Raw genomic sequence first — 26,335 nt, 5'->3', positions numbered from 1 at the left:
GCCGTTGTCATATCTATCAGGGTGTTAGCTGCTATTTGACCACTTTAGGGATATTTGGATCTGTATGGTCACCGCAGTACGGCCTGAGATAGGGGGAGAAGCTGATGCGGTGGCTCCGCACCATCCTCGGAATGCTGACGCTGACCATCGGTCTGCCGTCGCTGTTGGCGGGCGCGGGACTGTGGGCGGCCATGCAGCACCGCGACCAGGGCGGCGCGTTCAGCGGCGAACTGCAGCGACTCGCCACACCCGGGTACGCGTTCGTCGTCCCCGACGTGGACCGGCTGCTCCGCACCGACGCGCCCTTCACCCGGATCGGCGACACCCAGCTGCGGGTCAACGCGACCACCCAGGACGGCCCCGCCTTCCTCGGCATCGCCCCGTCGGCCACCGTCGACCAGTACCTGTACGGCGTCCCGCACGCCCGGGTCCGCACGGTCGACATCGGCACCGGCGCCCTCCCGGTCGCGACCTTCCCGGTCGGCGGCCGGCAGGCCCCCCGGGTGCTCCCCGCCAACGCGTCGTTCTGGCTGCGCACCGGCGCCGACGGCCACCTGGCGTGGTCACCCGGCGAGGTCACCGGCGGCCCCTACAGCCTGGTCATCATGAGCCCCGGCGCGAAGTCCGGCATCCAGCTGACGTCCTCGGCCGAGCTGCGCCCCGGCTGGATCAACTCCAGCACCTGGGGCCTGCTCACGCTGGGCACCCTGCTGGCGATGACCGGGCTGATCACCCTGATCTGGCCGGCCCGCCGCCGCGAGATCGTGTACGTGGTCGAGCCGAGCCAGGTCCCCGACCTGATGGCCGCGATCGGCGCCCCACTCCCGCTACCCACCCTGAACGCACCCCGGTCCGGCGGCGCCCACCGCCCCCGAACCCTCGCCGACGCCCAGAAGGCGGGCCTGTCCGCCTCCGCGCCGCAGTTCACCTGGCCCCCGGCCGGCACACCGGCCCTGACCGGCCCGCCCGCAGCGGCCCCGACCTCGGCCATCCCGGCGTCAGCGGCTCCGGTTTCCGCGGCCCCGGTTTCCACGGCCCCGGCTTACGCAGTGCCGGCTTCGGGAGGCCCGGCTTCGGGAGGCCCGGCTTCGGTATCCGGGGCACTGACTTCCGCGGCCGGTGTTCCGGCTTCCGGCATCTCGGGTCCCCGCCCTATGGCGCACTCCGCGGCGGCAATGGGCCGGTCCGATGCGCCGGACCCCGCCGAATACGCGGCGGCCACTGCCATTCCCGGCCGGCCGGCCGATCGGCGGCCCGCGCCGGGGGAGCCGCTGAACTTCATCACGCCCGCGGCCGGCGGCGCTCTGCCGCTCGGGGACTTTCCGTCCTCGGCGGACCCGCTGTTCAGTCGGCGAGGGGAGCGGTTCGGGCGGAAGCACGAGCCTGGTCCCGGTGACCTGCCACTGTTCCAGGCGTCGGCCGTCGGTGCCTGGGTGGCGGAAACCGCCCCTGAGCGCGCCCGGGAGACCGAGGCGACCGCCGCCGCGCGAATGGCCGAGGTGGCCAGGAAGAAGGCGGCCGCCGCGGCCGCCGAGCGATCGAGTACGAAGCCCGCCGACGGCGAGCCGCTCGGCGAGGCGTCCGAAAACGGCGCGCGGCGGGCCGACGCTCCGGACGACGACGAGCCATCGGACCTCATTTCCGGCAGTGGCGAGCAGCCACGCCCTGTTTCCGACAACGGTGTGCCGACAGGTGCTACGTCCGGCGACGATGAGCCGACAGACGACGATGAGCCGACAGACGTAGCGCCAGACCGGGACGAGCCGATCGGGACGGGGTCCCGGCCCGTTGAGCCGTCGGTCGGCAAGCGGGGTTCGGGCGGTGGGCGCCCGGCTCCCGCGCCGTCCGGGGACGCGGCCGTTGCGGCGGCTTATGCGGCCGGTGCGGCGGATGCGCGCGCCGCACGCGGTGTTCGCGAGGGGGCGGAGGCGGTGTCGGCGGCATCCCCCTCGCCGGCCGGGCGGGAAAACCAGTCCGGCCGCGACCCGCGCCGGGCCGGCCAGCGGGTTGCGGTTATCACCGGCCCTAATGCCACCGATTGGGCAGCGACCGGCCTGACCCGGGCAGATTCTCCCCGAGTGGGCCGTCAGCAGCCCGCAGGCGGCCGTCCGAACCCGGCCCAAGCCGCACCCGCAGCCCAGGGATCCCGGATCCCGGCGACGATGGCGTCATCCGCACCCACCGCTACTCCGACCGCGTCCGCCTCGACGAGGCAGGCCACTCCGGCTGCGCCTGCGGCGGCGGGCAGGTCGGCTGCTTCACCTATGCCGATTTCAACCGGTCCGAACGTCTCGTCGACGCCTGACCCGGCTGCTGGGACACGCTCGCCGTCGCCGTCGCCGTCGCCGTCGCCGTCGCCGTCGCCGTCGGCTGCGGCTGCGGCTGCGGCTGCGGCCTCGGTTCGGAGGCCGGGTGCGGACGTGGCGGATGTGGCCGCGGGCGCGACGGGTGCCGGCCAGGCGCCGGGCGTCGGGGCGGCACCGAAGGTGCCGGCGTTTCCGCAGGTGATGGGGCTGGGACGGCCTTCCATTGCGGCTGTCGAGCGGGCCGCCGGTGACGTAGAACTCGGTGCTGCGGCTGGGCTGGCGGGCTCTGGCGCCGCTACCGTTCATGGCGGGCAGGCGGAGGGATCCGCTTCCGATTTCGGGCTCGATCGGGTGCCGGAGGCTGAGCGGACCACCGCCGCCACCAACCCGGGCCGGGCCCACCCCGAAGCCACTCCGGCCGGTGCCGACGTGTCGTCCGCTCGCGTGACGACCGCGGATGCCGGCGCCGCGCCGCACCTATCCGCCAGTAGGGCGCGGCAGGCCGCGGGGGCGGACACCGAGGCCGGTCGCGACGACCGCACTCCGGTGTCCGCTCCCGAGCTGACCTCGGTGATCGGCGCCTCCGGGGCCGCACCGGTCGAGGACTCCGGGCGGGAAGGCGCCGTTCCGGCGCCCGGGCGTAGCTCGGCGCCGGCTCAGCCGTCCAGTCCGGAGCGGACCTCGACCGGTACGCCGGCCGATGCCCACGATGCGGCCGACTCGGACGATCGAGCCGAGGTCACGGCGGCGGGCGGCCAGCGACCGGTGCGGGTTGCCGCCGGCGGTGCGGACGTTTCGGCGCTCATGCATGCGATGGCCCGCGGGGAGCGGATCGGCGGCACCGCCGCCACGCCGGCAACGGCAGACGGACTCGTATCGGTCGGCTCGGCCACCATGCGCGACGAGCAGAACGTCGCCGGAAGTCCCACCGCTGACCCAGGCGCGATGACCGCGACTCCGACGGTCGGCGCCACCGATGCGGGCACGGATCGACGCCCGCTCCAGCGGCCGACGCCGGCTCCGGACGCAGATGGGCACCTCGCCCACCGCCTGACGCCGGTTCCGCACGCCGATGGGCACCTCGCCCAGCGGCCGACGCCGGCTCCGGAAGCGGATGGGCACCTCGTTCAACGCCTGACGCGGGTTCCGGACGCAGATGGGCACCTCGCCGAGCGCCCGATGGCGGATGCTGATGGGCGCCTCGCGCAACGCGGGATGCCGACGTCGGACTTTGACGGTCGCTTGGTTCAGCGGGCGATGCCGGCCTCGGACACCGATGGCGGCGAGCGGATGCCTGCGCCGCCGGGCGGAGACGGCGGAGACCGCGGGGACGGGGTGGAGCCGTCGGCTGGACGCGCTCGGCGTCGGCCGATGCCCTCGCCCGGTGGTGCCCGGGATGAGGACATGCCGCGGGATGAGTTCGCGTCGGAGGCGGGCAAGGTGCCGACGGCCGAGTTTCCACTGGTTCAGCGGCCGATGCCAGCGCCGGGCGGCGTACGCAAATCGGCCGAAACCCCGCCGGATGGCGACGATGGCGGTCTGGTTAGCGGTTTTGGTGGTCGGCTGCCCGGTCTTGGGGCCGGGCGGCCGGCGCCCGCCGCCTGGCGGAAGGCCGCCGAGACCGTGGCGGCCCGCGCGGCCGCGCAGGCCCGTGCCGAGGCGGCCGATGTGGTCGCGGACGTTGCCGCTGACCTGGACCCCGATTCTGGCGAGACCGAGTTGAAGCCGGCCCGGACGACCCGTGCCCGCGCCGCGAAGACGGCCAAACCGAAGACCGCCGCCGCCCCGGCCGAGGCCGCCAAGACGACAGCCCGCACCACCTCGACCGCCCGGTCGAGTGCGTCGGCCAAGTCGGCGGCCTCGGCCACCCCGGCCGTCAAGGCAGCGGCCACCAGGACCCCGGCCACCCCGGCGGCCAAGGCGGCGGCCACCTCGGCCATCAAGGCGGCGAAGGCGGCCACCCGGTCCGCAGCGGCGGCAAAGCCGGCCACCCCGGCCACCCCGACCTCGCCGGCAGCTTCGGCGTCGGAGCGGTCCGTCACGGCCAAACCGGCGACCGGTTCCGCACCGGCGCGGCCGGCAACGAGCGCACCGAGGCCGGCAACGAGCGCACCGAGGCCGGCGACGACCGCACCGGCGAGGCCGGCGGCGAGCGCACCGAGGCCGGCGGCCGGCAGCGGAACCAAGGCGGCGAGCACCGCACCGAAGCCGGCCGCGAGCGGCGCACCCCGGTCGGCCGTCGGCAACTCGGCCAAGCCTGCGGTGAGCAACGCGGCGCGGCCGGCGACGAGCAACGCGGCCAAGCCGGCCGTCAACACCGGGGGCAAGCCGGCGGTCAGCAATGCCGCCAAACCGGCCGCGAACACCGCGGGTAAGCCCGCGACGAGCAATGCCGCGAAACCGCCGACCGCCCTCAAGCCGGCGTCGCCGATGAAGGCCGCGGCCTCGGCGACCGGCCTTTCCAGCTACCGCGCGGAGGCCGCCGAGCTGCTCGCGGCCTCGGCCCAGCGGCGTCGGCGCAGAACCGTTACAAACCCCGCCACGGTCGAACCCGCCCCGCCCGAGCCGGTGCGCCGCCGCCGTACCCCGCCAGGTCTGCCGAATGATGACTGATTGACCAGCTGGAAGGCCGCCCACCAGGGCGGCCTTCTCTGTTGGGTTTGCCGAAAGGGCCCTCCGCGCTGCCGACGTGGAGGGCCCTTTACCGGGGGAACGGAGTAACCGAATGGGGGCTTCGTCCGTTAAGACCAGTTTAGCCGGGGAAGCGCCCAACTGGGAAGTCTCCCCCCGAAAGCGGACAAAGCGCGGGTCGTACCGCAAAGGCCCGGACGGGTGGCCCGCCCGGACGTGACGGCGATGGGCCCCGCGCGGGCGTAGGCTGTCCGGGTGGCTGATCTTCTGGTGTGGATCGACTGTGAGATGACCGGTCTCGACCTGGGCAAGGACAAGCTCATCGAGGTCGCGGCGCTGGTCACCGATCCCGAGCTCAACGTGCTGGGCGAGGGCGTCGACCTGGTCATCCATGCCGACGACGCGGCGCTCGACGCGATGCCCCCGGTCGTGCGTGACATGCATGCCAAGTCGGGGCTGACCGATGAGGTGCGCCGCTCGGTGATCACCATGGCCGAGGCCGAGGAGCAGGTCCTGGCTTATGTTCGGGAGTTCGTCCCCAACCCGCGCACCGCGCCGCTGTGCGGTAACTCGATCGCCACCGACCGCGGCTTCCTCGCGCGGGACATGCCGGCGCTCGACGCGTTCCTGCACTACCGCATGATCGACGTCTCCTCGATCAAGGAGCTGTGCCGCCGGTGGTACCCGAGGGTTTACTTCGGCCAGCCGCCCAAGGGCCTCGCCCACCGCGCCCTCGCCGACATCCGGGAGAGCATCCGAGAGCTGGAGTACTACCGGCGGACGGTCTTCGTCCCGCTGCCCGGCCCGGACGTCGAGACCGCCAAGGCCATCGCCGCTGAGCTGTAGCGGAGGCGATCGGTAACCCCCTCGACGACCCCAGGCCGCAGGCGGCTATGATTGTCGGGCACCACGGGGAAGGTTTCTCGTGCATGGTGGTCGTAGCTCAGCTGGTAGAGCACCGGGTTGTGGTCCCGGGGGTCGCGGGTTCAAGTCCCGTCGATCACCCCATGTGAAAGCGATAAGTAAGGCCCGGCCGCAAGGCCGGGCCTTACTTCATTTCATGAGGGCAAGTAATTAGCGGTAGAGCTTGATCGCGTCGGCGATGCGTCCGAGAAAGGGCCGCCCGAAATCGGACGCGCCGTCGACGATGACCACCGCCAGATAGCCGGCGAGGCGCCACAACTCCCGCCGCGCCGGAAAACCGGCGTCGATCGGCGTCACCGAGCGGTAGGCGTCGAAGACGACCGGCGGCACCGGCGCGAAGTAGTCGAGCAGCGCCAGGTCCACTTCGGGGTGCCCGTAATAGGGCGACACGTCGAGCAGATAGACGCCGTCGGCGGCGGTCAGGAAATTGTTCTGCTGGGCGTCCCCGTGCAGGAGGGTCGGCCGCGGCGCAGGCCCGCACAGCAGTGGCAGCCGGTCGATGACGCGGGATACCCCGGCGGCGAGCGTCGGGTCGAGACGGCCGGAGTCGACCGCGCGGCGCAGCAACGGTTCCAGGCGACGGGAAGCGTAGAACGACGGCCAGTCCGGGCACGGCCGGTTGTCCTGCGGGAGTGGACCGAAGAAAACATCAAAATCAAGGCCGAAATTCACGCCGTACGTCTGATGAAGCGTGCCCAGCACGCGGCCGATGCCGGCCCACCCGGCGGGGATCTCCGAAATGGCTTTTTGCAGCAGGAGGCTGCCGCCGGGCACCGGAACCTCGCCGATCGATTCCGGAACCGGCGCTCCGTGCCGGCGAAGCAGGGCGAGTCCGCGCAGTTCGGGCCCGGTCTCCCCGCCGGTGTTCAGTTTGGCGAAGACGTCGATCGGCGAGCCGCGGAAGATGCCGCAGCGATGGGACGCCCGGTCGCCGAGGTCGGTGAAACCGGTGGCCCGCCATGGCCCGCCGAGATGCGCGGCCATGACGGGCTCGATCCGATCGAGGAACTCGAGCACCCGCGGAGGTTAGCGCGGGCCGCCGCCACTGCCCGTCGCGGTGCCCGCGGTGACGGTGGTCGACTGGGTGCCGGAGAGCGTGCCGCCGGTGTAGAGGCCGCCGCCGACCGCGGTGCCGGAGACGGTGCCGCCGGTGTAGATCGCGTAGGTCGTGCCGCGGGTGATCTGGCTGGACGAGAAGATGATGCCCTTGAAGATCTTCGACGACTGGTACGTGGCGATCTGCGTGCCCGACGTGGTGGCGAGGTGCACGATCGTGCCGGCCGCCTGGTTGGCGCTGAAGTTCACCGACACCCAGCCCTGACCCGAGGTCGGCAGCGTGCTGGTGCTGGCGCTCAGGCCGGTCGAGACCAGCGTGCCGGCCGTGATGGTCAGCGCGCCGTTGGAGTCGAGGCCGCCCTCGCCGCCGCCCCGGGTGGGCGAGCCGGCGACGATGACGTTGCCGCCGCCGATGGCGAGCGCGCCGTTGGAGTCGAGACCGTCGGTGCCACCGCTGACGATCACCGTGCCGCCGGTGATGGAGATCAGCGCGTTCGGCGAGTTCTGCATCTCGCCGTAGGCCGGGTCGGAGGCGTTGAACGCGTCGTCGGTGGCGGTGGCGCTGACGCTACCGCCGGTCACGTAGACCTTGAGGCCCTCGACGCCCTCGTACGACTTGGTGACGTTGACCGTGCCGGCGCTGACGTTCACGTTGGTCTCGGCGTGTATGCCGTCGTCGGCGGTGGCGACCGTGGTGGTGCCGCCGTCGACGGTGACGTTGGCGTCCGAGTGCACGCCGTCGTCGGAGGCGTCGATGCTGTTGGTGCCGTCGCTGATCACCACGAGGACGCCGGCCTTGAGGCCCTTCGCGGAGGCGTCACCGGGAGTGACCCCGCTGCCGCCGCCGGACTTCGCGGTCAGCTTGCCGCCCGAGATGATCACGTCGGTCTGACCGGTGACGGCGTCGCCGGTCGCGGTCGAGGTCACCGTGCCGCCGGCCAGCGAGACGTAGCCGCGGGTGGTGTCCTCGGCGTTGTCCGACTTGATGCCGTCGCCGGTCGCGGTCGCGGTGATCGTGCCGCCGGTGACGATGACGTAGTCCTTGCCGCGGATCGCGTCGTCCTTGGCCGTCACGGTGATGGTGCCACCGGTGATGACCAGGCCGTCCGCACTGGCGATGCCGTCGTTGCCGTTGCCGGTGACGGTCAGCGTGCCGGTGCCGTCGATGGTGAGGTCGGCGGCCGCGTCGAGGGCCGCGTCGGCGTTGGCGGAGCCGTCGGTGAGCCGGTTGGTCGATCCGGCCTGTAGGAAGATCATCGCTTCGTCCGCGGCGACGATGCGCAGAGCCGACGTCGTGCTGTTCGTGATCGTGACGCCGTTCAGGATCAGCCGCACGATGCCGGTGCCGGTGCTGTTCACCACGATCTGGCCGTTGGTGAGCGAGCCGGAGAACCGGTAGGTGCCGGCCGCGTTCACGGTGACCGTGCTGCCCGAGACGGTGACGTTCGAGCTGGTGGAGGTGGCTCCGGTGCCGGTCAGGGTGACGGTGGCGACGTCCGACTCGTTCCAGGTGTGGTCGGCCGTGCTGTCGTGACTGGCCTGGTTGGCGGCGAGCGCGGCGGCCGCGGCGGGACCGGCCGCGAGCGTCGTGACCGGAGCCGCGCCGGCGATCGCCGAACCGCCGGCCCAGATCGCCAGGGCGGTGGCGGTGAGGACGGCGGGGGCGACCGCGCGTCGGCGCAGTGGGGTGCGTGACATGGGTTTTCCTGTCTATGGGGGAACGGAATTAGTGCCTTTTCTTAAAAAAGCACGAAAAAAAGGCCTTAAAAAAAGCGCCGGAGCGTACGGCGCCAGGGCACCGCAGGGAGATCGGGGCGCAACGCGGCCAGGCCGGTCGCGTACTTGGAGATCCGGACCGGGCGCCGTCCGTCGGCCCAGAGCATCCGGTCCACTCCGGACGCCGCCGACCGGGTCTTGGTCTCGACGATGGCCAGGTCCGGCCGGTGCAGCCGGTTTCCCGAGGCGTCCTGCCAGCCCAGGTCGGTGTCGATGGTCAGCCGGGAGTCGTCGGCGAAGACGTGCAGGGTGGCGCGCCGATAGTCGGTGACCAGGGTGGGGGCCAGGGCGTGCGGGAAACCGAGGATGCCGTCCACGAACCAGCGGCCGGGCGCCACCGTCTCGTGATCCACCACCGCGTACGGCAGCCGGTCCTTCACGGTCCCGCCGCGGTGTCCCTCGGTCTTCACCTCCAGCCAGCACAGCGCCGAGTCGACGTAGGTGCGGGTGCGCACCTTGAACCGGCGCCGTCGCCGGGTGGCGGCGAGCCGAAAGCTGGTCAGCTCGGGGGTGTCGAAGTAGACGGACCGGTAGCGAAAGGTCCGTTGCCCGTCGATCTCCAGGATCCGGGCCAGGCCCGCGAGCCGGCCCGGCAACGCGAGCGCCTCGTCCAGCGGCAACACGTACTTGCGGTCGACGCGGGTCTGCAGCTCGGCCTTTTCGAGCAGTTCGTCGAGCGAGATCGCCTCGAGCGTGGTGAGGGTCATCGGTGCACCCCCGCGGTGACGACCGCGCGGTCGGCGGCGGCGTGCGAGTAGCGGACGTCCACGATGGTGGTCTCGTTGACCAGGTCGACGCGTTCCACGACGGCCGAGTGCACCCGGGCGCCGAGGATGCCCTCCAGCTGGGCGATCAGCGCGAGGTGGTCGGTGATCGCCGAGTCGAGCACCAGCGTCTGCCGCCGGTAGCTGCGGAACAGGCGGGGATGATCGCCGAGATACATCACGGAGAGAATGAGGGCCATCAACGCCGGCGTGAGCCAGAACGGTCCGGCGTTGAGCGGACCGAGGATGCCCAGGGCGAGCGCGGAGAAGTAATAGGCGACCTCGCGCTGGTCCACCTCGGTGGAGCGGAGCCGGATGATCGAGAGAACGCCGAAGAGGCCGAGCCCGAGGCCGGCGCCGACCGAGCTCTCGCTCAGCGCGCCGGTGACGGAGAGGACCCCGACGTTGACGCCGAGGTAGGCAACCACAAGATCCCGGCGCCGATGCCGCGGAAAATAGAGACCGAAGACGAGAATGGTCACCGCGACGAGATCGATCGCGAAGAGCGCGAGCCGGGGCATGTGGGGTGACCTCCTGGTGAACTATCGATGAACGTCGATAGTCAGGTTAGGTCGAAGTCCCTCGAAACAACCTAAGAATCACCTGTGAATCAATAGCCGCCCATCGATGCGCCTACGCCGTCGCCGGTCGCCAGGAAGTCGGTGCGCGGCAATTTGCCGTCCGGCTGGCGGGCGCCCTCGGCCGTCGCCGGGTCGGTCGAGCGGAAGGTCTCCGCCCAGTTGTTGCGGCTGAGCTGGGCGTTCGCGGCCGGCGTGACCGGGTTGCCGGCGGCCGCGTTGGACCGCAGCAGGGCCGGCGCGTTCGGGAACGCGAAGCCGCTGCCACCGTTGCGCCAGGCGGTGTTATTACTCAGTTGCAATGCCCCGGTTCCCCCATCGTCGGTGAACCCGGGCCCGGCGTTGTCCCACGCCGCGTTGTGCCGCAATTGGTGGCCGGCGGCCACGTCACTGCCGGCCAACGCGAACCCGTTCGCCTCATTGCGATAGGCCCAGTTGTACTCGAGCGAAACCGGATCGGTGAACCCACCAAGATCAAAACCGGATGACCCGTTTGCGTACGCCCGATTGCCCCGAACCAGATTCCCCGTCCCCGACCCGAACTGAATCCCCAGCCCGCCGCCGTTGTCGAAGAAGTCGCTGTCCAGCACCTGGTTGTTCGTCGTTCCCGGATCGCGCAGCAGCAGGCCGGAGGCCGCGTTGCCGTGCATCGACAGCCGCCGGAAGACCACGTCGTGACAGCCCCGGCAGACGTACGTATGACTGCGCGCCCCGGTCACCTCGAGCCCCTGCACGGTCCAGAACGCCGCCGACTGGGTGATCGCCCACCGGTTGGCCGGCACTCCGGACGCGTCGATGACCGGCTTCTCGTTCGCGTAGTTGGTGAGCACGATCCGCTTGGCCGCGGTGCCGCTGGTCTCGATCGAGAGCTCGGCGCTCAGCCGGTAGGTTCCACCGCGCAGCGCGATGGTCTGTCCCGGCTTCACCATCGACACGGCCTTGGCCACGGTGGCGTACGGCCGCTTGACGCTGCCGTTGCCGGAGTCGGAGCCGTCGGGCGCGACCACGATGTCGGCCACCGGCACCACGGCGATGGGGGTGGTCGCGGTCGGCGCCGGCGGGTTCGTCTGCACGCGCCGGGCGGTGCCCGGCGCGGCCGACCGGGTCAGCGTCGGGGTCACGGTCACCGTGTCGCCGCCGGGTGGCAGCGTCTCGTGATAGACCGCGTACGCGAGACCGCCGCCCACCGCGACGGTCGTGGTCGCCGCCACCGTGAGTGACTTGAGCAGCGAGACCTTCGAGGACAGCGCCGCGGATTTCAGGCCGGCCACCAGGCCCACCGGCACCGGCAGCGCACCCATACCGAGCAGCAACTCCTCCGGGGCGACCAGGCCTTCCCGGCGCGGCGCACACATCGGACACTCGCGGATGTGCCGGGCGAACCGCTTGCGCCACAGCGGATCGGCCGCCCCGTTCCACCGGCGCAGCTGATCGCTCAGTTCCGGGCAGCGCGGCCGGGCCCGCAGCGCCCGAACCACCCCGCGGGCCGCGTCGAGCTGCGCCTTCATCCGCTGCACCCGGACGGCCGCGTGCTTCGGCGGCACCTCGATCGCCTCGGCCAGCTCGGTGCGGGTCAGCTCGCCGCTGGCCTCCTGCCACCACAGCCCGAGCAGCCGCCGGTCACCGTCGTCGAGCCATCGGGCCGCCTCGGCCAGTTCCCGGCGCTGGTCGGCGACGACAATCTCGGTCGCGGTGCGGTCGGCGAAGTCGCCGCGCGGGTCGGCCACCTCGACCGGCTCGGCCACCCGCCGCATCCGGGTCGCCTTGCGGGAGCGCAGGTAGAGCTGGATCTGCCGGTAGGCGATGGCCACCAGCCAGGACCGGAACCGGTCCGGGTCGCGCAGTCCGGACAGGCCGCGGACGGCCCGCAACATGGTCTCCTGCACGACGTCGTCGACGTCCGGGTGACCGGCCAGCGCTCGCCCGATGATGTTGTAGATGAGCGGCATGTGGAGCGCGATGAGTTCGTCGAGGGCGCCGGAACTGCCGTCCTGCGCATCCCGCACGAGCCGGGAGATCTCGGGAGCGATCTGACTCTGAGTCACGGGCGCCCTTCCTCATCTGGTTCGCGGTTGAGACGAGCCACGACATCGACAGATGTCGCTAGAGGCAACGCTGGGGAGTGGCATGAACTGCGACAACGGAAGCCGGGCGCCATCGTTACACGCCGCTCCGGCAAGCGACAACAAAGAAATCCTCGCGGTTTTTGTTGTCGCCGCTTCGCCCATGCATCTACCGGGGTGCCGCCTTCCCCCGGGCGGAATCACTCAGGGTGACAGATTGGGAGCGCTCCCATACCCAGCGTCACCGAACGGGCGAGAGGATCGGGAAAGTTGTCCGGAGTAAAACGAAGGTTCTTGGTGGCCGCGCTGGCGATCAGCATCCCCACGGCCGCCATCGTCTACGCCGCCCTGCCGTCCTCGGCGGCGACCCTCCCGGCCGCGGGCGGCACCTACCAGCTCGCGGTCACCAAGAGCGGTAAGTGCATCGACGTCGCGGCCGGGTCCAAGGACAACGGCGCACTGCTGCAGCAGTGGGGTTGCACCGACGGCGCGGCCTGGCAGCAGTTCAAGCTCACCGCCGTGACCAGCACGCAGTATCAGCTGGTCAACGTGAACAGCGGCAAGTGCATCGACATCCCGGCCGCGTCGAAGACCTCCGGTGTGCAGGTGCAGCAGTGGGGTTGCGTCAGCAGCCAGACCAACCAGCTGTTCACGCTCGCCGCCAACGGCACCAACACGTTCCAGATCATCAACGTGAACAGCGGGCTCTGCCTGTCCGACCAGGGCGCTTCCACCGCGTCCGGGGCCGCGATCATCCAAGAGACCTGCACCTCCAACTCGAACAAGCAGTGGGCGTTCACCAGCGTCTCCGGCGGCTCGACCACCGGCGCGGTCGTCGCGGCCGACGGCACCGGGCAGTACAAGACGGTCCAGGCCGCGATCGACGCCGTCCCGGCGAACAACACCACCCGCCGGACCATCACCATCAAGGCCGGCACCTACCGCGAGATCGTCACCATCCCCGCCAACAAGCCGTACGTGACGCTGCAGGGTCTCGGTTCATCCGCGTCCCAGACGGTGATCGTGAACAACCACAGCTCGGCCGGCGGTTACGGCACGTCCGGCAGCGCCACGGTCTTCGTCAACGGCAAGGACTTCGCCGCCACCAACCTGACCATGTCCAACGATTACGGCGAGGGCAGCCAGGCGGTAGCGGCCAACGTCAACGCCGACCGGTCGGTCTTCAACAACGTGCGCTTCCTCGGCGCCCAGGACACCCTGCTGGTCAACGCGGGTCGCTCCTACTACACGAACTCCTACGTCGAGGGCACCGTCGACTTCATCTTCGGCGGCGGCACCGCGGTCTTCAACACCTCCTCGATCTACGAGAAGCGCTCGACCGGCGGACCGATCACCGCCGCGAAGACCGATGCCGGTGTTACCTACGGCTTCCTCTTCTACAAATGCACCATCACCGGCGCCGCCGGCGGAAAGACGCAGCTGGGCCGCCCGTGGGGAGCCGACGCGCAGGTGCTCTACCGGGAGTCGTCGCTGAGTGCCGCGCTCGCCACCGCGCAGCCCTGGATCGACATGTCCAGCAACTCGTGGAAGAACGCCCGCTTCTACGAATACAAGAACACCGGCTCGGGCGCGACCACCAACAGCAACCGGCCGCAGATGTCCGACTCGACGGCCGCCAACTACACCCCGCAGAAATATCTCGCCGGCACGGATGGATGGAACCCGCTATGAGGAAGAAACTGATTTTCGGCGCGGTCGCCACCGTCGCCGTGCCGACCCTGCTGGTCGGGATCTCGATGATGCCGTCCGAGGCGGCCACCCTGCCCGCGGCCGGCGGCACCTACCAGCTCGCGGTCACCAAGAGCGGCAAGTGCATCGACGTCGCCGCCGGGTCCAAGGACAACAGTGCGCTGCTCCAGCAGTGGGGTTGCACGGCCGGCGCGGCCTGGCAGCAGTTCAAGCTCAACGCCGTGTCGAGCTCGCAGTACCAGCTGGTCAACGTCAACAGCGGGAAGTGCGTCGACGTCCCGGCGGCGTCCAAGACCTCGGGTGTCCAGGTGCAGCAGTACACCTGCGTCGGGTCGCAGACCAACCAGCTGTTCACGCTGACCGCGAGCGGCACGAACACGTTCCAGATCATCAACGTGAACAGCGGCCTGTGCCTGTCCGACCAGGACGCGTCCACCGCCTCCGGCGCGGCGATCATCCAGGAAACCTGCTCGGCCAACTCGAACAAGCAGTGGGCCTTCAACTCCGTGTCCACCGGCGGGCGCACCTTCTCCAACACGGCCGACGGCTTCGCCGCCGGAACCACCGGTGGTGCGGGCGGCACGACGGTCACCGTCACGACCTACGCCGACTTCCTGAAGTACGCGACGGCCAGCGCGGCGTACGTCATCCGGGTCAGCGGAACGATCACGGTGCCGACCTTCGGTTACGAGGTCCGGGTGACCAGCAACAAGACCATCGTCGGGGTGGGCACCACCGGGCGGATCAAGAACGGTGGCTTCTTTCTCGCCGCCGGCGTCAAGAACGTCATCATCCGAAACCTGACCATCGGCGACACCGCCGTCGCGTCGGACGACCCGGACGACAAGGACTTCGACTACGACGGCATCCAGATGGACACCGCCGACCACGTGTGGATCGACCACAACACGTTCACGAACATCAACGACGGCTACATCGACAGCCGCAAGGACACGTCCAACGTGACCATCTCGTGGAACCAGCTGGGCAACCACAACAAGACGCTCGGCATCGGCTGGACCGACAACGTCACCGCCCGCGAGACCATCCACCACAACTGGTTCTACAACACCAACCAGCGCAACCCCAGCGCGGACAACCTGCTGTACGCGCACCTCTACAACAACTACCTGCAGAACATCACCTCGTACGGCAACCTGTCGCGGGGCAGCACCAAGATGGTTCTGGAGAACAGCTACTTCGACAACGTCAAGAACCCGTGGAACATCGACGACACCACCAAGGGCCAGCTGAAGCAGAGCGGCAGCATCGCCGTGAACTGCACGGGCGCCCAGGTGACCGGCGGTTCCGCGTTCACGCCGAGCAGCTTCTACTCGTACACCCTCGACGCGGCAGCCGACGTGCCGTCGATCGTCAAGGCGTACTCGGGCCCGCAGGCGAGCATCACCATGTAGCCACATTCGGGATGAGGGGAGACGCCGGCCGGAGTTGCTCTGCTCCGGCCGGCGTCGTTTCCCGGATCTGGCAACCTCTGCCGGCCCCAATTCAGGCAGCGCATGGCTTCAATAACGTCGTCCGGGATCAGTGCCCGGTTTTTCGCAGCGGTGGGCCATGTATTCTCACGGTGATTCTTCTGGTTGATTCCCCATTCCTCAGAAAACTGTGCACACTATTCGCGCTCGGCGGCGCGGCCCCAGGCCCAGCCGGTTGGCGGTGCCATGCCGGATGGCGCCGGCGGCGCGGGGGCACCGGGCCAGAGGCGGTCGGCGCCGGTTGCAGGTCGCCGGCGCCTCCGGGTGACCGTCGAGGACGGACCATGCGGTGGCGTCGTTGTGCTTGCAACTCCGCCCGCGCGGTGTGAGTGTCAACTGCCTGATCTGCAGAAAAGCCCTGCATGCAGGCCTCGTCGAGATCGTCGAGCGTCGGCGGGGTTGGATCGGGCGGTTGCCCGCACGTGGCGCCCTCCGGCCAGATCAGCGGCGGAACACTCTCGACAGGGTCATGCAGACCAAGCTCCCCGCAGGTGCGCGAACAGCCGCTCGACCGGCACGTCTTCCACCCGTAGCGCCGCTTGAGCCCCACCGTCGGCGCCGCTCATGGTCACGACGAAACTCCGCTTTCCCCGGCGAATAGTTACGCGCTCTCGTGGGATCGCGCATAGCGGCAACCTCAGACCTGCTAAAGAACTCCAGCTGCCGCATGCACATATTTTCTCGCGGCCGGCAGGGCGCACGCCAATAAACGATCATTACACTTAGCGGAGGGCGGTAACGAAATCTAATGGCCGCCGGAACCGGCGCGACGCATTGTCGACGTGTGCGTGTTGGTGCCGCTCCAGTCGATGACGGAGCGTAGTTGGTGCGGCCCGGGACGGTCTTCGTTGGAGATTGCTCGGCCCGGCAGTCCGTGGCCCGACTCGGCGCGCCTCAGAGGGGCCCCGCGCCGTGATAGAAGTACTGCCCCAGCCCGGCCGTGAAGATGGTGATGCCGTAGAGGGCGTGCTCGACCGACACCACGAGCAGCGAGCCGGTGCGCTGGTAACGACGGGCGAACAGCCAGCCGCCGGCGATCGTGGCGACCACCGCGAGGACGTTTCCGAAGAGCAGGTGGGCGAAGCCGAACGCCGCCGCGCTCGCCGCGGCGGCGCCGAGGCCGGTCCCGAAGGCCGGCGCGTACCGGTGCAGCAGGAACGCCCGGAACAGCAGCTCCTGCGGATACACCGAGACGAGCGGGTAGAAGATCACGATCGCGAGCCACAGCAGCGGCTCCCGCCGGGGCAGGTCGAACAGGTGGTCGCGGTCGAACAGCGCGACCGTGGCCACCGCGAGGGCCGAAACTGCCGCCCACAGGGCGAGCACGCCGGGCAGGGCCGCCCGCAGCGCGCCGGCTCGAACCAGAGGTGTGCGAGTCCGGCGCAGGTAGACGACCACCGCGATGGCCGCCAGCAGCAGCACCGGGATCGGGCCGCCGGGCACATGGACGGCGATGTAGAGACCGACGAGTCCGAAGAAGATCAGCAGGTACTCGAGCAGCCTCATCGGGCGGACGGTAGCGGGTGGCGGTAACCCGGGCGCGTTGCCCGGGTTACCGCCGATGATCAGGCGATCGAGCAGACCGTGCCGTTCAGGGTGAAGGCGGTGGGCAGGATGTTCGGGCCGCTGTAGGAACCGACGAAACCGGCCGACGCCGTACCGCCGTTGGCGGCCAGGGTGGCGTCGCTGGTCACCCGTACGTCTGTGCCGGTCTGGGTCCAGGTGGCGGACCAGCCGCTGCTCACCGTCTGCCAGCCGGTCGGCCAGGTGTAGTTCAGGGTCCAGCCGTTCAGCGGGACCGCGCCGGTGTTGGTGATGTCGACCTGGCCCACGTAGCCGTTGCCCCAGTCGTTGACGTCGGCGAACTTCACCGTGCACGTGCTGGTGGCGGGCGCGCCGGTGGTGAAGGTCAGCGGGGCCGAGGACCAGGACTGGTTGCCGGCGTTGTCGCGGGCCAGCACGTTCACCGTGTAGCGGGTGCCGGGCTGCAGGTTGCGGACCGTGAACGAGGTTGCGCCGGTCTCGCCCAGCTGCTCACTGACCGCGCCGTTGGCCCGGTAGATCTCGTACTTGCCGGCCTTGGCCACGCCGGTCCAGCTGATCGTGGCGGTGCGGTCGGTGATGGCCGAGGCGGTCAGCTGGGCCGGTGCCTGCGGCGCGGTGATGGCGGCGGCCGGCTTCAAGGTCAACAACGTCAGCGAGTACGCCGGGAGCGTGGTGGCGCTGCCCGCGTGTGCGGCGGTGTCGCCGTTGCCGTAGGTGAGCACCGTGGGGGCCGCCGCGGACGGGGTGTAGCCGGCGTAGCTGACCGCTACGTCGTGCGCCGCATCGGGATCCTTGTTGATCATCAGGACCGCGAGGTCGCCGTTCGGCCGGCGCGACGCGTGCGCGGTGACCAGGGCGTTGTCGGTGCCGGCTCGGATCATCTGGTCGCCCGGGTGCAGGAACGACGACAGCAGCTTCAGCGCGTGGTAGGGCGCGAACGGCGTGTTCAGCGGCGGCTCGCAGACCGAGTTGTCGGCGGTGCAGGTGCCGCTGGAGAGCAGGCCGAAGTCGTTGTAGTCGGGCTGCCCGGCAACCGTGGACGGGGTGCCGATGCCGTTGTGGACGTTCCACCACTGGACGGTGAAGACGCCGTTCGCGATGAGGCTCGCGTACGCGTCGGCCAGGAAGATCGCGCCGGGCTGGGTGTTCTGGCCAACTCCGACGTTCAGCTCGGTCAGGCTGATCCCGATCTTCGCCGCGCCGGCGCCGCCGTACTTGTTGATCTGCTGCCGTAGCGCGTAGATCGTGTCGTCGAGGTACTGGGTCTTGCCGATCGCCTCGGCCGCGCTGCCGCCGCCGGGGTACCAGTGCACGTCGGCGAAGTCGATGTGCGGGCCGGCGATCGACAGCACGGTCTGGTTCCAGGTGGCGCTGTCGCCCGCGGCGACGATCCCGTCCGGCCAGTTCGCCGGCGTGGTGAGCACGGCGCCCACCTTGATCGTCGGGTCGACCGCCTTCATCGCGTCGGCGTAGGCGACCACCTCGTTCGCGTACTGGGTGGGGCTCAGGTCGGTGTGGTCGTCGGCTTCCCAGGCCGAGCCGTAGCGGCCGTTGCCGTAGTTCTCGTTGCCGATCGTCCAGTATTTGGCCTGGTAGCCCTTGGTGACGTTGGCGTACCGGACCCATCCGGCGGCCTCTTCGGCCGAGCCGGTGCCGTAGTTCGCGATGATCATCGGCTGGGCGCCGGTGCGGCGGGCCGACGCCATGAACGTGTCGAAGTCGGTGTTCGGTGCGACGTAACCGCCGGGCGCGGTGTGCGTCTCCCAGTGGTAGATGTCGGCGTAGGAGCCGCCGGGGTAGCGGATCATCTTGACGCCGGCGCTGCCGAGCAGGTCGGCAACGGCGTCGGTGCCGAGGGTGGTGTCCCAGATGGCGTCGTTGACACCGAGCGCGGTGGCCGGGACGGTGGCCAGTCCGGCGCGGGCGTTGACGCTGACGTTTACCGCGGTAGTGGCGGCGAAGGCACCCTGCGCCGGTGGCGCGACCAGGGCGGTTGCGGCGAGCAGGGCTGCGCCCAGGGCCGCGCGACGGGGAATCGCGGACTGCATGGCTCTCCAAGTGGGTGAATTAAATAAGGGGGTGGGAGCGCTCCCAGTTTGCGGTTGAGAATGAGGACTGTCAATATGCGGAATGTTTCCTGGGAATTTCCTGTGACTCTGCGAATTAGGCCGGAAATGCGGCGAGGGCCGCACCCGTTTCCGGGTGCGGCCCTCGGCCGTTAACTGCTCTCGTGGAGCGGATTACTTCTTGGCCGGGAAGTGCGGGCCCTGGTGACCGGGGAAGCCGATCGGGCCGCCGTGGTGACCGGGGAAGCCGATCGGGCCGCCGTGGTGACCCGGGAAGCCGATCGGGCCGCCGTGGTGACCGGGGAAGCCGCCGTGGTTGTCCCAGCGGACCTGCAGCGCCCACCAGCCGCGCTTGAAACCGAACGGCACGCGGAAGCAGTTGTAGCTGTCCCACTGGTTGCGCCGCTCGCCGATCCAGCCGACCCGGTTGCAGGTGCGCGGGTCGCGGAAGTAGTTCACGACCTTGCTCCGGGACGGGCCGAACCGGTCGGCCGACTCGGTCGTGGCCTTGCTCGCCGTGGGAGCCGGGGTGGCCGGGGTGGCCGAGGAGGCCGCGGCCGGTCCGGCGCTGAACGCCAGGGCGGCAGCGGCGGCCATTCCCGACATCACGATCATGCGGGCAACTTTATTCATCGCTTCACCTCTTCGTATCCGGGTAATGCCGATGTGAAGATCATAGGAAATTCACAGCATTTGTCCGGTTTAAAACGCACACACGAATAGGTGAATTGATCACAGCGCTATTTTGATTAGTGGAAATGTAGTTCGGCGGAAATATACCGCCGGACCTGCGACGATTCGTCCGTTCGGTCGAGTCAGCTTGTCGGTTTGGTCAGCAGGCAGCCCGACACGGTCAGATCAATGGTGCGGCTCGCGTTGAGGCAGGTCGTGAACCAGTACGTCTGCTCGCCGTAGCTCTGCCCCTGGTATGCGTGCGTGGTGCCGTTCGCGTCCACCTCGCACGGGTTGTTCAGGGTGCACATCGCGCCGTCGTCGTTGCCGGTGTTGTTGATGCCGACGATCTGGCCGCTGGTCGAGTCCACGATCGGCGAACCCGAGGTGCCGTGGATCGTGTCGCAGTTGACGTCGTACCGGATGGAGTCCTTCCAGGTCCAGACGTCCTCCCGCAGCGTGCTGACAAAGCTGTCGATCTTGCAGTTCCAGATCTGCTTCCAGTAGCTGGACGGGATCGAGATGCTCGCACCGGCGGCCGGACGGCTGCTCGAAATGGTCAGCGCGGTCGCACCGTAGCGGCTGGTCAGCGTCGCGAAGGTGGAGCTGAGCCGGTAGAGCGTCACGTCGGTGCCGGTCATCGTGGCGTAGAGGACGCGGTCAGCGCGGACCGTGCCGAGCGCAGTGCCGCTGGAGTTGAGCAGCGAGCCGCTGCGGGTGCTGGTCCGGTTCTGGATCACCACGCCGGCGCCCGGCATGCCGCCCTCGTAGCAGTGCCCGTTGGTCAGCATCATCGCCCGGTCGCTCGAGACCGAACTGGGGAAACGCACCAGCGAGGCCGAGCAGTTGCTCAGTTTGATGGTGTTGGCGAGGGTGACGGCGGCGAGAGCCGGAGCCGGGGCGGCGGCCTGAGCCGCGGCGGCCGGGCCGGCCAGGATTCCGGTGGCGGCCGCGATGGTGGCGGCGCCGAGTGCGAGTGCCCGTCGTAGGCGCATGAAGGGTCCCTTCTGCTCTTTCGGGGTGTGGGCGCGTGACGGGTCGGCGACACGCTGACACCTGGGGTGCCCGTACCCTCGCATCGAGATTCACCGATGTCAATCGATGCCGAGCTAAGAGATCCGGCTTGGTTGTCGAAGGGCAAACTATGCGGCCTGGTGATTGGGTGGACGACGAGTTACCCCGCCTGAACAGCGCCATTCTGCATGGCGACGCCCCGCCCGGACTGCTCGCCGACCAGGTTCGCGAGGAACTGCTGCGGTACCTGCCGGAGGTCGACGGGCTCGACGCTGAGCAGGCAAAACAGCTGGTCGTGCGGCTCGGTTTCGTCGGCGCGTCGATGGCCCGGCACCATCAGGAATGGAACGCCGGCGGCAAGGCCGACCCGGAGCGCGCGTTCGACGGGCTGGTCGTCGCCGAGCGGCCCTTCCGCGAGTACTTCGCGGCGCTGGCCGACCGGACCGGCGAGGGGCACTGCCCGCGGGACAGCTTCGCCTCGCTGGTGCGCTGGAACGTGGGCACCGTCGAGGTCCGCCGGGGAAACGAGTTGATGGCGGTGCTGCCCGGGGCGTTCGACGATGGGCGGATCCGCAGCTACACCGGCACGCCCGGCGAGGAAAGCTTCTTCCTGCTGGTCAAGCAGGGTGAGGCGGTCGAACTCGCGGTCAACGAGCTGCTCGGACCGCTGGGCGAGGCGCCGCTGCTCGGCGACGACGCGATCGATCGGGTACGGGCGGCCACCGGCCTGATCGAGGCGATGCGCCGGCTGTTCATCGACTTCGCGGCGCGGCCACCCGAGCAGAGCATGCCGGCCGAACACTTCCTCGACGTGTTCCGGCAGTTCGCGGTGCACTGGACCCGCGACGACATCCCGCCCAGCGGTGCGCTCGATCCGGAGGCGCTCAAGCGGGACTTCCTGCTCGGCATCGACCTGGCCGGCTACGACCACCACGTACGCCGGCTGTTCCCGGCCCTGCTCGACGGCGAGCGGCAGGAGATCGAGAAGCTGATGGGCCGCCCGACCCTGCCGGAACGGCTGCTCGACGAGCTCGACCTGGACGAGGCCGACCTCCGCACCGCGCCGATCGCCGAGCTGCACGGCCTGATCGGCCACCACCCGGGCCTCGTCGACTGGTACCGGCTGCTCGCCGCGCACGCCCGGGCGGCCGGGGCACACCTGATGCTGAGCAAGAAGTTCCTGTTCAAGCCGCAGCGGCAGCGCGACGATGCGGGCCAGGGCGACCGGCCGCTGGTGTCGAACCGGGCCGGCACCACCGGGATGAACGAGATGTTCCTGGAACGGCTCACCCAGGCCCGGCGGGACCATACGCTCGCTCCGCTGCGCGCGGCGCTTCCCCGGGAAACCGGAGAAAAGCCACCCGGGACGGAGGTACGGTCGGGCCGGTCGGTGTCTGTCGCGCTGGTGGGGTGACGGCGAAAAGTGGTGTCTCAGGTGGTCGGCCATGAGCAGCTCATGGCCCTGATCGACCACACCTCCGCGGTGATCTACATGCGTGACGCGGACGGGCACTACCTGCTGGTCAATCGCGAGTACGAGCGGCTGTTCAACCTGCGCCGCGAGGACATCGTCGGGCTCACCGACCACGACCTCTTCCCCGGCCCGATCGCCGACGAGTTCCGGGCCAACGACCTGGCGGCCATCGACTGCGGCATCCCGCTGCAGATGGAGGAGAAGGCGCCGGCCGAGGACGGCATGCACACGTACGTGACGGTCAAGTTCCCGCTGCACGACGAGGACGGCCGGGCGTACGCGATCTGCGGCATCTCCACCGACATCACCGAGCGCAAACGGGCCGAGGAGGAGGTGCGCCGGCTCAACGACGAGCTGGAGCTGCGGGTCCGGCAGCGGACCGCGGAGCTGGAGGCGTCGACGAAGGAGCTGGACGCGTTCGCCTACTCGGTCTCGCACGACCTGCGAGCCCCGCTGCGCTCGCTCGAGGGGTTCAGTCAGGTGCTGCTCGAGGACTACGCCGGCGACCTGGCCGAGGAGGCCCAGGGCTATCTGCACCGGATCCGGGCGAACGCCACCCGGATGACCCAGATGGTCGACGACCTGCTGGAACTGTCCCGGGCCAGCCGCTCGCAGCTGCGCCGGGAACACACCGACCTGAGCGCCCTGGCCCGCGAGGTGGTCGCCGAACTGGCCGCCTGCGAACCGGGCCGCCCGGTCACCGCCGAGATCCCGGACGGCCTGACCACGTCGGGCGACCGCAACCTGATCCGCTCGGTCCTGCACAACCTGCTGGGCAACGCGTGGAAGTTCACCGCCCGCACCGACCAGCCGGTGATTGCCGTGGGCGTGCGGCGGGAGCGGGGCATCGACGTCTTCGAGATCCGCGACAACGGCGCCGGCTTCGACATGAACTACGCCGACCGGATGTTCGACCCGTTCCAGCGGCTGCACCGGGCCTCGGAGTTCGAGGGAACCGGGATCGGGCTGGCCATCGTGCACCGCATCGTCACCCGGCACGGCGGCTGGATCACCGCCGAGGGAGTCCCCGGCCGAGGTGCGACCTTCCGGTTCACCCTGACCCCGGAGATCCAGTGAGCGCCGCACCGGTTCACCTGCTGGTCGTCGACGACAACGACGACGACGCCGTGCTGATCGCCCGGCAGCTCACCCGGGCCGGCATCGACGTCACGCACGTCCGGGCGGACAGCCACGAGAGCATGGCCGCCGCCCTCGCCGCCCGCTCGCCGGACGTGGTGATCTGCGACTACAACATGCCCGGCTTCCGAGCCGAGGAGGCCCTCGAACAGGTCCGCACGCACGACCCGGACATCCCGTTCCTGATGGTCAGCGGCCAGGTGGGGGAGGAGGCCGCGGCCGCGATGATGCGGGCCGGGGTGCGCGACTTCCTGCTCAAGGACCGGCTGGCCCGGCTCGCCCCGGCGGTCCAGCGGGAACTGCAGGAGGCGGCCGCCCGGCGGCACCGGCGCCAGCTCGAACAGCAGCTGCGCCAGGCCGAGCGGCTCGACTCGCTCGGCCAGCTGGCCGGCGGCATCGCGCACGACTTCAACAACATCCTCGCGGTCATCTCCGGCTATGCCGACGTGCTCGCCGAGGAGCTGGAGAACAGCCCGTGCCAGCCCGACGTGCAGGCGATCGTGCAGGCCGCGGCGCGCGGCAGCGGTCTCACCCGGCAACTGCTGATCTTCAGCCGGCTGGAACCGTCCCGGCCCGAGACGCTCGACCTCAACACCATCGCGACCGACATGCAGCGGCTGCTCGGCCGCACCCTGGGCGAGGACATCGAGCTGACCACCGAGCTCGCGGCCGACCTGCCGCCGATCACGATGGACCGCAGCAAGCTCGAACAGGTGCTGATGAACGCGGTGATGAACGCCCGGGCCGCGATGCCGAGCGGCGGCCGGCTCACCATCGCCACCTCGGCCTCACCGGCTGACGGGTTCGTCAGCCTGGCCATCACCGACACCGGCTGCGGGATGACGCCCGAGGTGGCGGCCCGCGCGTTCGAGCCGTTCTTCACCACCAAGGGCCGGGGCCAGGGGACCGGGCTGGGGCTGGCCACCGCGTACGGGGTGGTCACCGACGTGGGCGGGACCATCACGCTCGACTCGGAGCCGGACCGGGGGACCACCGTGCTCGTCCGGCTGCCGGCCGGCGGCACGGCGCCGGCGCAACCGGCACCGGTGGCCCCGGCCGACGCGGCCGCCGGAGCCGGCCGGCGCATCCTGGTGGTCGAGGACGAGGAGGGGGTGCGCGACATCGTCTGCCGCATCCTCACCAAGGCCGGGTACGAGGTGTTCGCCGCCGCCGATCCGCAGGAGGCCCTGCACCGTTGCCTGGAGGGTGGCCTGCAGGTCGATGCCCTGCTCAGCGACGTCATCATGCCCGGCATGTCGGGCACGCAGCTGGCCGCCTCGATGCGGAAGGCCCGGCCGGAGCTTCCGGTCCTCTTCATGTCCGGTTACACGAGCGGCCCGGCGCCGGGCGGCCAGGAGCTGCCGCCGGACGCGCCGCTGCTGCACAAGCCGTTCTCCAACCACCAGCTGCTCCAGGCGATGCAGCAGCTCCTGGAGGTCCAGCCCTAGCCGGACAGGTTGTCCTGGGCAGCGCGCAGGGCCGCCACCCGGGCTTCCTCGGCCCGGGTGCGCCAGCGTTCGAGCTCGGTGAGCACGCCGCCCAGCTGCCGGTGCAGGTCGCGCAGGGGCCGCTCGGCAGACCGGCCGGTGGTCGCCCCGAGCCGGCTCAACGCCACCGGGCTCAGCGTCGGCGAGGTCGGCGCCGGGTCGCCGGTCACCTCGCCGAGCGCCCGCGCGGCTCGCTCGGTCAGGCCTTCCAGCGCCCGCGCCGACGCGCGAATCTCGGCGATCAGCTCGGTCGACCGCAACCGGTTGAACTCGGCCTCGTGCCACGCCTGGGTGTCCCGCTCGGCCTTCGTCTTTCCGGTGTTCGAGACGGGCCGGGCCAGGGCAGCGTCGATGTTGCCGCGGATCCCGGCGGCGGCCCGCACGGCGGTGTCACACTCCTTCGCGGCGGCCAGAATCCGGCGGAAGGCCAGGTCGTCACGGCGGAGGATCGGCTCGAGCAGCTCATCCATCCGGGTGGCGTACTTCGTGTATTTCTTCATGGCCGCGTCCACCATGGCCTGGGCCGTCCGGCGGTCCCGGCGAGCGCCGCGGAACCGCTGTGAACGGCCCTCGTCGATGCTGAGCAGGCCGCCGAGCAGGCGGTCCCGCCAGTCGGTGCCGGTGCGCGACTGGTCGGCCCGCCGCTCGGCGTCGGTCAGCGTGGCCTGCGCCGCGGCCAACTCCGACCGGGCGGCACGCAACAGGTTGAGATGGGGGGCCAGCAGGGTGCGATCCCGATCGGTCAGCACTCTCTCACCGTAGTCGTCCCGTCACGGCACCATCCAGTCCAGAACCGGGGTGCCCTGCAACGTCACCAGCACACACATGACCAGCAGCAGGACGACACTCCAGCCGACTACCCGGCGGAAGATGTCACCCTCCTTGCCGGACATGCCGACGGCGGCCGCCGCGATCGCCAGGTTCTGCGGGCTGATCATCTTGCCCAGCACGCCGCCCGAGGAGTTGGCCGCGGCCAGCAGCACCGGGTCGAGGCCGGCCTTCGTCGCGGTCTGCACCTGCAGCGCGCCGAACAGCGCGTTCGCCGAGGTGTCCGACCCGGTCACGGCGACCCCGATCCAGCCGAGAATCGACGACAGGAAGACGAAGAAGCCGCCGGCCGTCGCCAGGAACTCGCCGAGCGTGTTGGTCTGCCCGGACTGGTTCATGACGTACGCGAGCGCCAGCACCGCCATCACCGTGACGATCGCGTGCCGGAGAGTCCAATAGGTGTCCCGATAGGCCCGCACCGCCTGGCCCGCGCTGACCCGCAGCACGATCGCCGTCAGGATCCCGGCGAGAATCATCAGCGTCCCGGCCGCCGGAAGCCACCCGAAGGTGAAGTTGACGGATGACAGTGGTTTTCCGTTGGCCCCGGTCACGTGCAGGCCCGGCCAGGCGAAGACGACCGTCCAGGGCTCCTTGGCGAGGGCGGCCTTGATCGGCCCGAGGCTGGCGATCGAGAAGATCGCAATGATGATCAAATACGGAGCATAGGCGCGGGCGATCTGGGCGGGCGGGTCACGCCGGTCGTCCTCCCTTGCGGCGTACGAGTTTCCGCCGCTCCGCGCCGCCCCGGTCGTTGCGGAATCATCGACCCGGTGCCGCCCGGCCCGGTCATCTTCGCCGTCGGCGCCGCCCC

At 70.0% G+C, this 26,335-nt stretch carries 18 protein-coding genes and 1 tRNA gene; 8 read left to right on the top strand and 11 right to left on the bottom strand.

Going from position 1 to position 26,335, the window contains the following annotated elements:
* The first annotated feature begins 104 nt into the window (after window positions 1–104).
* From Ato02nite_RS37720 to Ato02nite_RS37710, 3 genes are all read left to right on the top strand, one after another.
* A complete protein-coding gene (locus Ato02nite_RS37720; RefSeq protein WP_213011519.1) occupies window positions 105–4,919 on the top strand; it encodes a hypothetical protein in 4,815 nt (1,604 codons plus the stop codon).
* A gap of 273 nt (window positions 4,920–5,192) precedes the next feature.
* Entirely contained in the window at window positions 5,193–5,783 is a 591-nt protein-coding gene (gene orn / locus Ato02nite_RS37715) for an oligoribonuclease (RefSeq protein ID WP_213011482.1), read from the top strand.
* Between the two features lie 86 nt (window positions 5,784–5,869).
* Window positions 5,870–5,945 (top strand) — tRNA-His (locus tag Ato02nite_RS37710).
* A 66-nt stretch (window positions 5,946–6,011) separates the two neighbouring features.
* Here the strand turns inward: Ato02nite_RS37710 and Ato02nite_RS37705 are convergent.
* From Ato02nite_RS37705 to Ato02nite_RS37685, 5 genes are all read right to left on the bottom strand, one after another.
* Entirely contained in the window at window positions 6,012–6,878 is an 867-nt protein-coding gene (locus Ato02nite_RS37705; protein WP_246607921.1) for a fructosamine kinase family protein, read from the bottom strand.
* A gap of 9 nt (window positions 6,879–6,887) precedes the next feature.
* Window positions 6,888–8,615, bottom strand: coding sequence for a carbohydrate-binding domain-containing protein (locus Ato02nite_RS37700; protein WP_213011481.1), 1,728 nt, complete (start codon window positions 8,613–8,615; stop codon window positions 6,888–6,890).
* A gap of 65 nt (window positions 8,616–8,680) precedes the next feature.
* Window positions 8,681–9,400, bottom strand: coding sequence for a polyphosphate polymerase domain-containing protein (locus Ato02nite_RS37695; RefSeq protein WP_213011480.1), 720 nt, complete (start codon window positions 9,398–9,400; stop codon window positions 8,681–8,683).
* Window positions 9,397–9,978: a DUF4956 domain-containing protein gene (locus Ato02nite_RS37690; protein WP_213011479.1), complete on the bottom strand. Its 582-nt coding sequence runs from the start codon at window positions 9,976–9,978 to the stop codon at window positions 9,397–9,399. Before Ato02nite_RS37690 ends, Ato02nite_RS37695 begins: the two co-directional genes overlap by 4 nt.
* 89 nt (window positions 9,979–10,067) lie before the next feature.
* Entirely contained in the window at window positions 10,068–12,080 is a 2,013-nt protein-coding gene (locus Ato02nite_RS37685; protein WP_246607920.1) for a sigma-70 family RNA polymerase sigma factor, read from the bottom strand.
* Between the two features lie 315 nt (window positions 12,081–12,395).
* Here Ato02nite_RS37685 and Ato02nite_RS37680 point away from each other — a divergent pair, with 315 nt between their 5' ends.
* Both Ato02nite_RS37680 and Ato02nite_RS37675 read left to right on the top strand, forming a co-directional pair.
* Window positions 12,396–13,790 (top strand): pectinesterase family protein, encoded by a 1,395-nt coding sequence (locus tag Ato02nite_RS37680; RefSeq protein WP_246607919.1) that lies wholly within the window; start codon window positions 12,396–12,398, stop codon window positions 13,788–13,790.
* Complete coding sequence (locus Ato02nite_RS37675) at window positions 13,787–15,223, top strand: RICIN domain-containing protein (protein ID WP_246607918.1); 1,437 nt, start codon at window positions 13,787–13,789, stop codon at window positions 15,221–15,223. Before Ato02nite_RS37680 ends, Ato02nite_RS37675 begins: the two co-directional genes overlap by 4 nt.
* Before the next feature lie 972 nt (window positions 15,224–16,195).
* On the opposite strand, the gene Ato02nite_RS37670 is transcribed toward Ato02nite_RS37675, so the two are convergent.
* From Ato02nite_RS37670 to Ato02nite_RS37655, 4 genes are all read right to left on the bottom strand, one after another.
* Window positions 16,196–16,807 (bottom strand): CPBP family glutamic-type intramembrane protease, encoded by a 612-nt coding sequence (locus tag Ato02nite_RS37670; protein ID WP_213011476.1) that lies wholly within the window; start codon window positions 16,805–16,807, stop codon window positions 16,196–16,198.
* Window positions 16,808–16,866: 59 nt separating this feature from the next.
* Window positions 16,867–18,894, bottom strand: a complete 2,028-nt coding sequence (locus Ato02nite_RS37665) for a cellulose binding domain-containing protein (RefSeq protein ID WP_213011475.1) — start codon at window positions 18,892–18,894, stop codon at window positions 16,867–16,869.
* Window positions 18,895–19,086: 192 nt separating this feature from the next.
* Window positions 19,087–19,545 carry a hypothetical protein gene (locus tag Ato02nite_RS37660; protein ID WP_213011474.1) on the bottom strand — a complete coding sequence of 153 codons (459 nt, stop codon included), beginning with the start codon at window positions 19,543–19,545 and terminating at the stop codon, window positions 19,087–19,089.
* 182 nt (window positions 19,546–19,727) lie between these two features.
* The gene (locus Ato02nite_RS37655) at window positions 19,728–20,579 is read right to left on the bottom strand and encodes a S1 family peptidase (RefSeq protein WP_213011473.1); all 852 of its coding nucleotides are present in this window, start codon (window positions 20,577–20,579) and stop codon (window positions 19,728–19,730) included.
* A gap of 167 nt (window positions 20,580–20,746) precedes the next feature.
* On the opposite strand from Ato02nite_RS37655, the gene Ato02nite_RS37650 reads away from it, so the two are divergent.
* Genes Ato02nite_RS37650 through Ato02nite_RS37640 form a run of 3 tightly spaced genes read left to right on the top strand, consistent with a single transcriptional unit; the run spans window position 20,747 to window position 24,657 of the window.
* The gene (locus Ato02nite_RS37650; RefSeq protein ID WP_246607917.1) at window positions 20,747–22,012 is read left to right on the top strand and encodes a hypothetical protein; all 1,266 of its coding nucleotides are present in this window, start codon (window positions 20,747–20,749) and stop codon (window positions 22,010–22,012) included.
* A gap of 9 nt (window positions 22,013–22,021) precedes the next feature.
* Entirely contained in the window at window positions 22,022–23,149 is a 1,128-nt protein-coding gene (locus Ato02nite_RS37645; RefSeq protein WP_213011471.1) for a sensor histidine kinase, read from the top strand.
* A complete protein-coding gene (locus tag Ato02nite_RS37640) occupies window positions 23,146–24,657 on the top strand; it encodes a hybrid sensor histidine kinase/response regulator (protein WP_213011470.1) in 1,512 nt (503 codons plus the stop codon). The genes Ato02nite_RS37645 and Ato02nite_RS37640 overlap by 4 nt, the downstream gene beginning before the upstream one ends.
* On the opposite strand, the gene Ato02nite_RS37635 is transcribed toward Ato02nite_RS37640, so the two are convergent.
* Both Ato02nite_RS37635 and Ato02nite_RS37630 read right to left on the bottom strand, forming a co-directional pair.
* Complete coding sequence (locus tag Ato02nite_RS37635; RefSeq protein WP_213011469.1) at window positions 24,654–25,445, bottom strand: hypothetical protein; 792 nt, start codon at window positions 25,443–25,445, stop codon at window positions 24,654–24,656. The genes Ato02nite_RS37640 and Ato02nite_RS37635 overlap by 4 nt on opposite strands.
* 21 nt (window positions 25,446–25,466) lie before the next feature.
* Window positions 25,467–26,335 (bottom strand): L-lactate permease (locus tag Ato02nite_RS37630; RefSeq protein ID WP_213011468.1); only part of this gene is annotated, 869 nt, incomplete at its 5' end.

It is taken from the genome of Paractinoplanes toevensis, assembly GCF_018332695.1.
GTDB classification, from domain to species: domain Bacteria; phylum Actinomycetota; class Actinomycetes; order Mycobacteriales; family Micromonosporaceae; genus Actinoplanes; species Actinoplanes toevensis.
This window is presented reverse-complemented; position numbering and strand designations above follow the sequence as displayed.

Excerpts from the sequence above, each read along its gene's own strand:
- Ato02nite_RS37720 (WP_213011519.1), top strand. The coding sequence starts at position 105 with ATGCGGTGGCTCCGCACCATCCTCGGAATGCTGACGCTGACCATCGGT.
- Ato02nite_RS37700 (WP_213011481.1), bottom strand. The coding sequence starts at position 8,615 with ATGTCACGCACCCCACTGCGCCGACGCGCGGTCGCCCCCGCCGTCCTC.
- Ato02nite_RS37695 (WP_213011480.1), bottom strand. The coding sequence starts at position 9,400 with ATGACCCTCACCACGCTCGAGGCGATCTCGCTCGACGAACTGCTCGAA.
- Ato02nite_RS37690 (WP_213011479.1), bottom strand. The coding sequence starts at position 9,978 with ATGCCCCGGCTCGCGCTCTTCGCGATCGATCTCGTCGCGGTGACCATT.
- Ato02nite_RS37675 (WP_246607918.1), top strand. The coding sequence starts at position 13,787 with ATGAGGAAGAAACTGATTTTCGGCGCGGTCGCCACCGTCGCCGTGCCG.
- Ato02nite_RS37670 (WP_213011476.1), bottom strand. The coding sequence starts at position 16,807 with ATGAGGCTGCTCGAGTACCTGCTGATCTTCTTCGGACTCGTCGGTCTC.
- Ato02nite_RS37665 (WP_213011475.1), bottom strand. The coding sequence starts at position 18,894 with ATGCAGTCCGCGATTCCCCGTCGCGCGGCCCTGGGCGCAGCCCTGCTC.
- Ato02nite_RS37660 (WP_213011474.1), bottom strand. The coding sequence starts at position 19,545 with ATGAATAAAGTTGCCCGCATGATCGTGATGTCGGGAATGGCCGCCGCT.
- Ato02nite_RS37655 (WP_213011473.1), bottom strand. The coding sequence starts at position 20,579 with ATGCGCCTACGACGGGCACTCGCACTCGGCGCCGCCACCATCGCGGCC.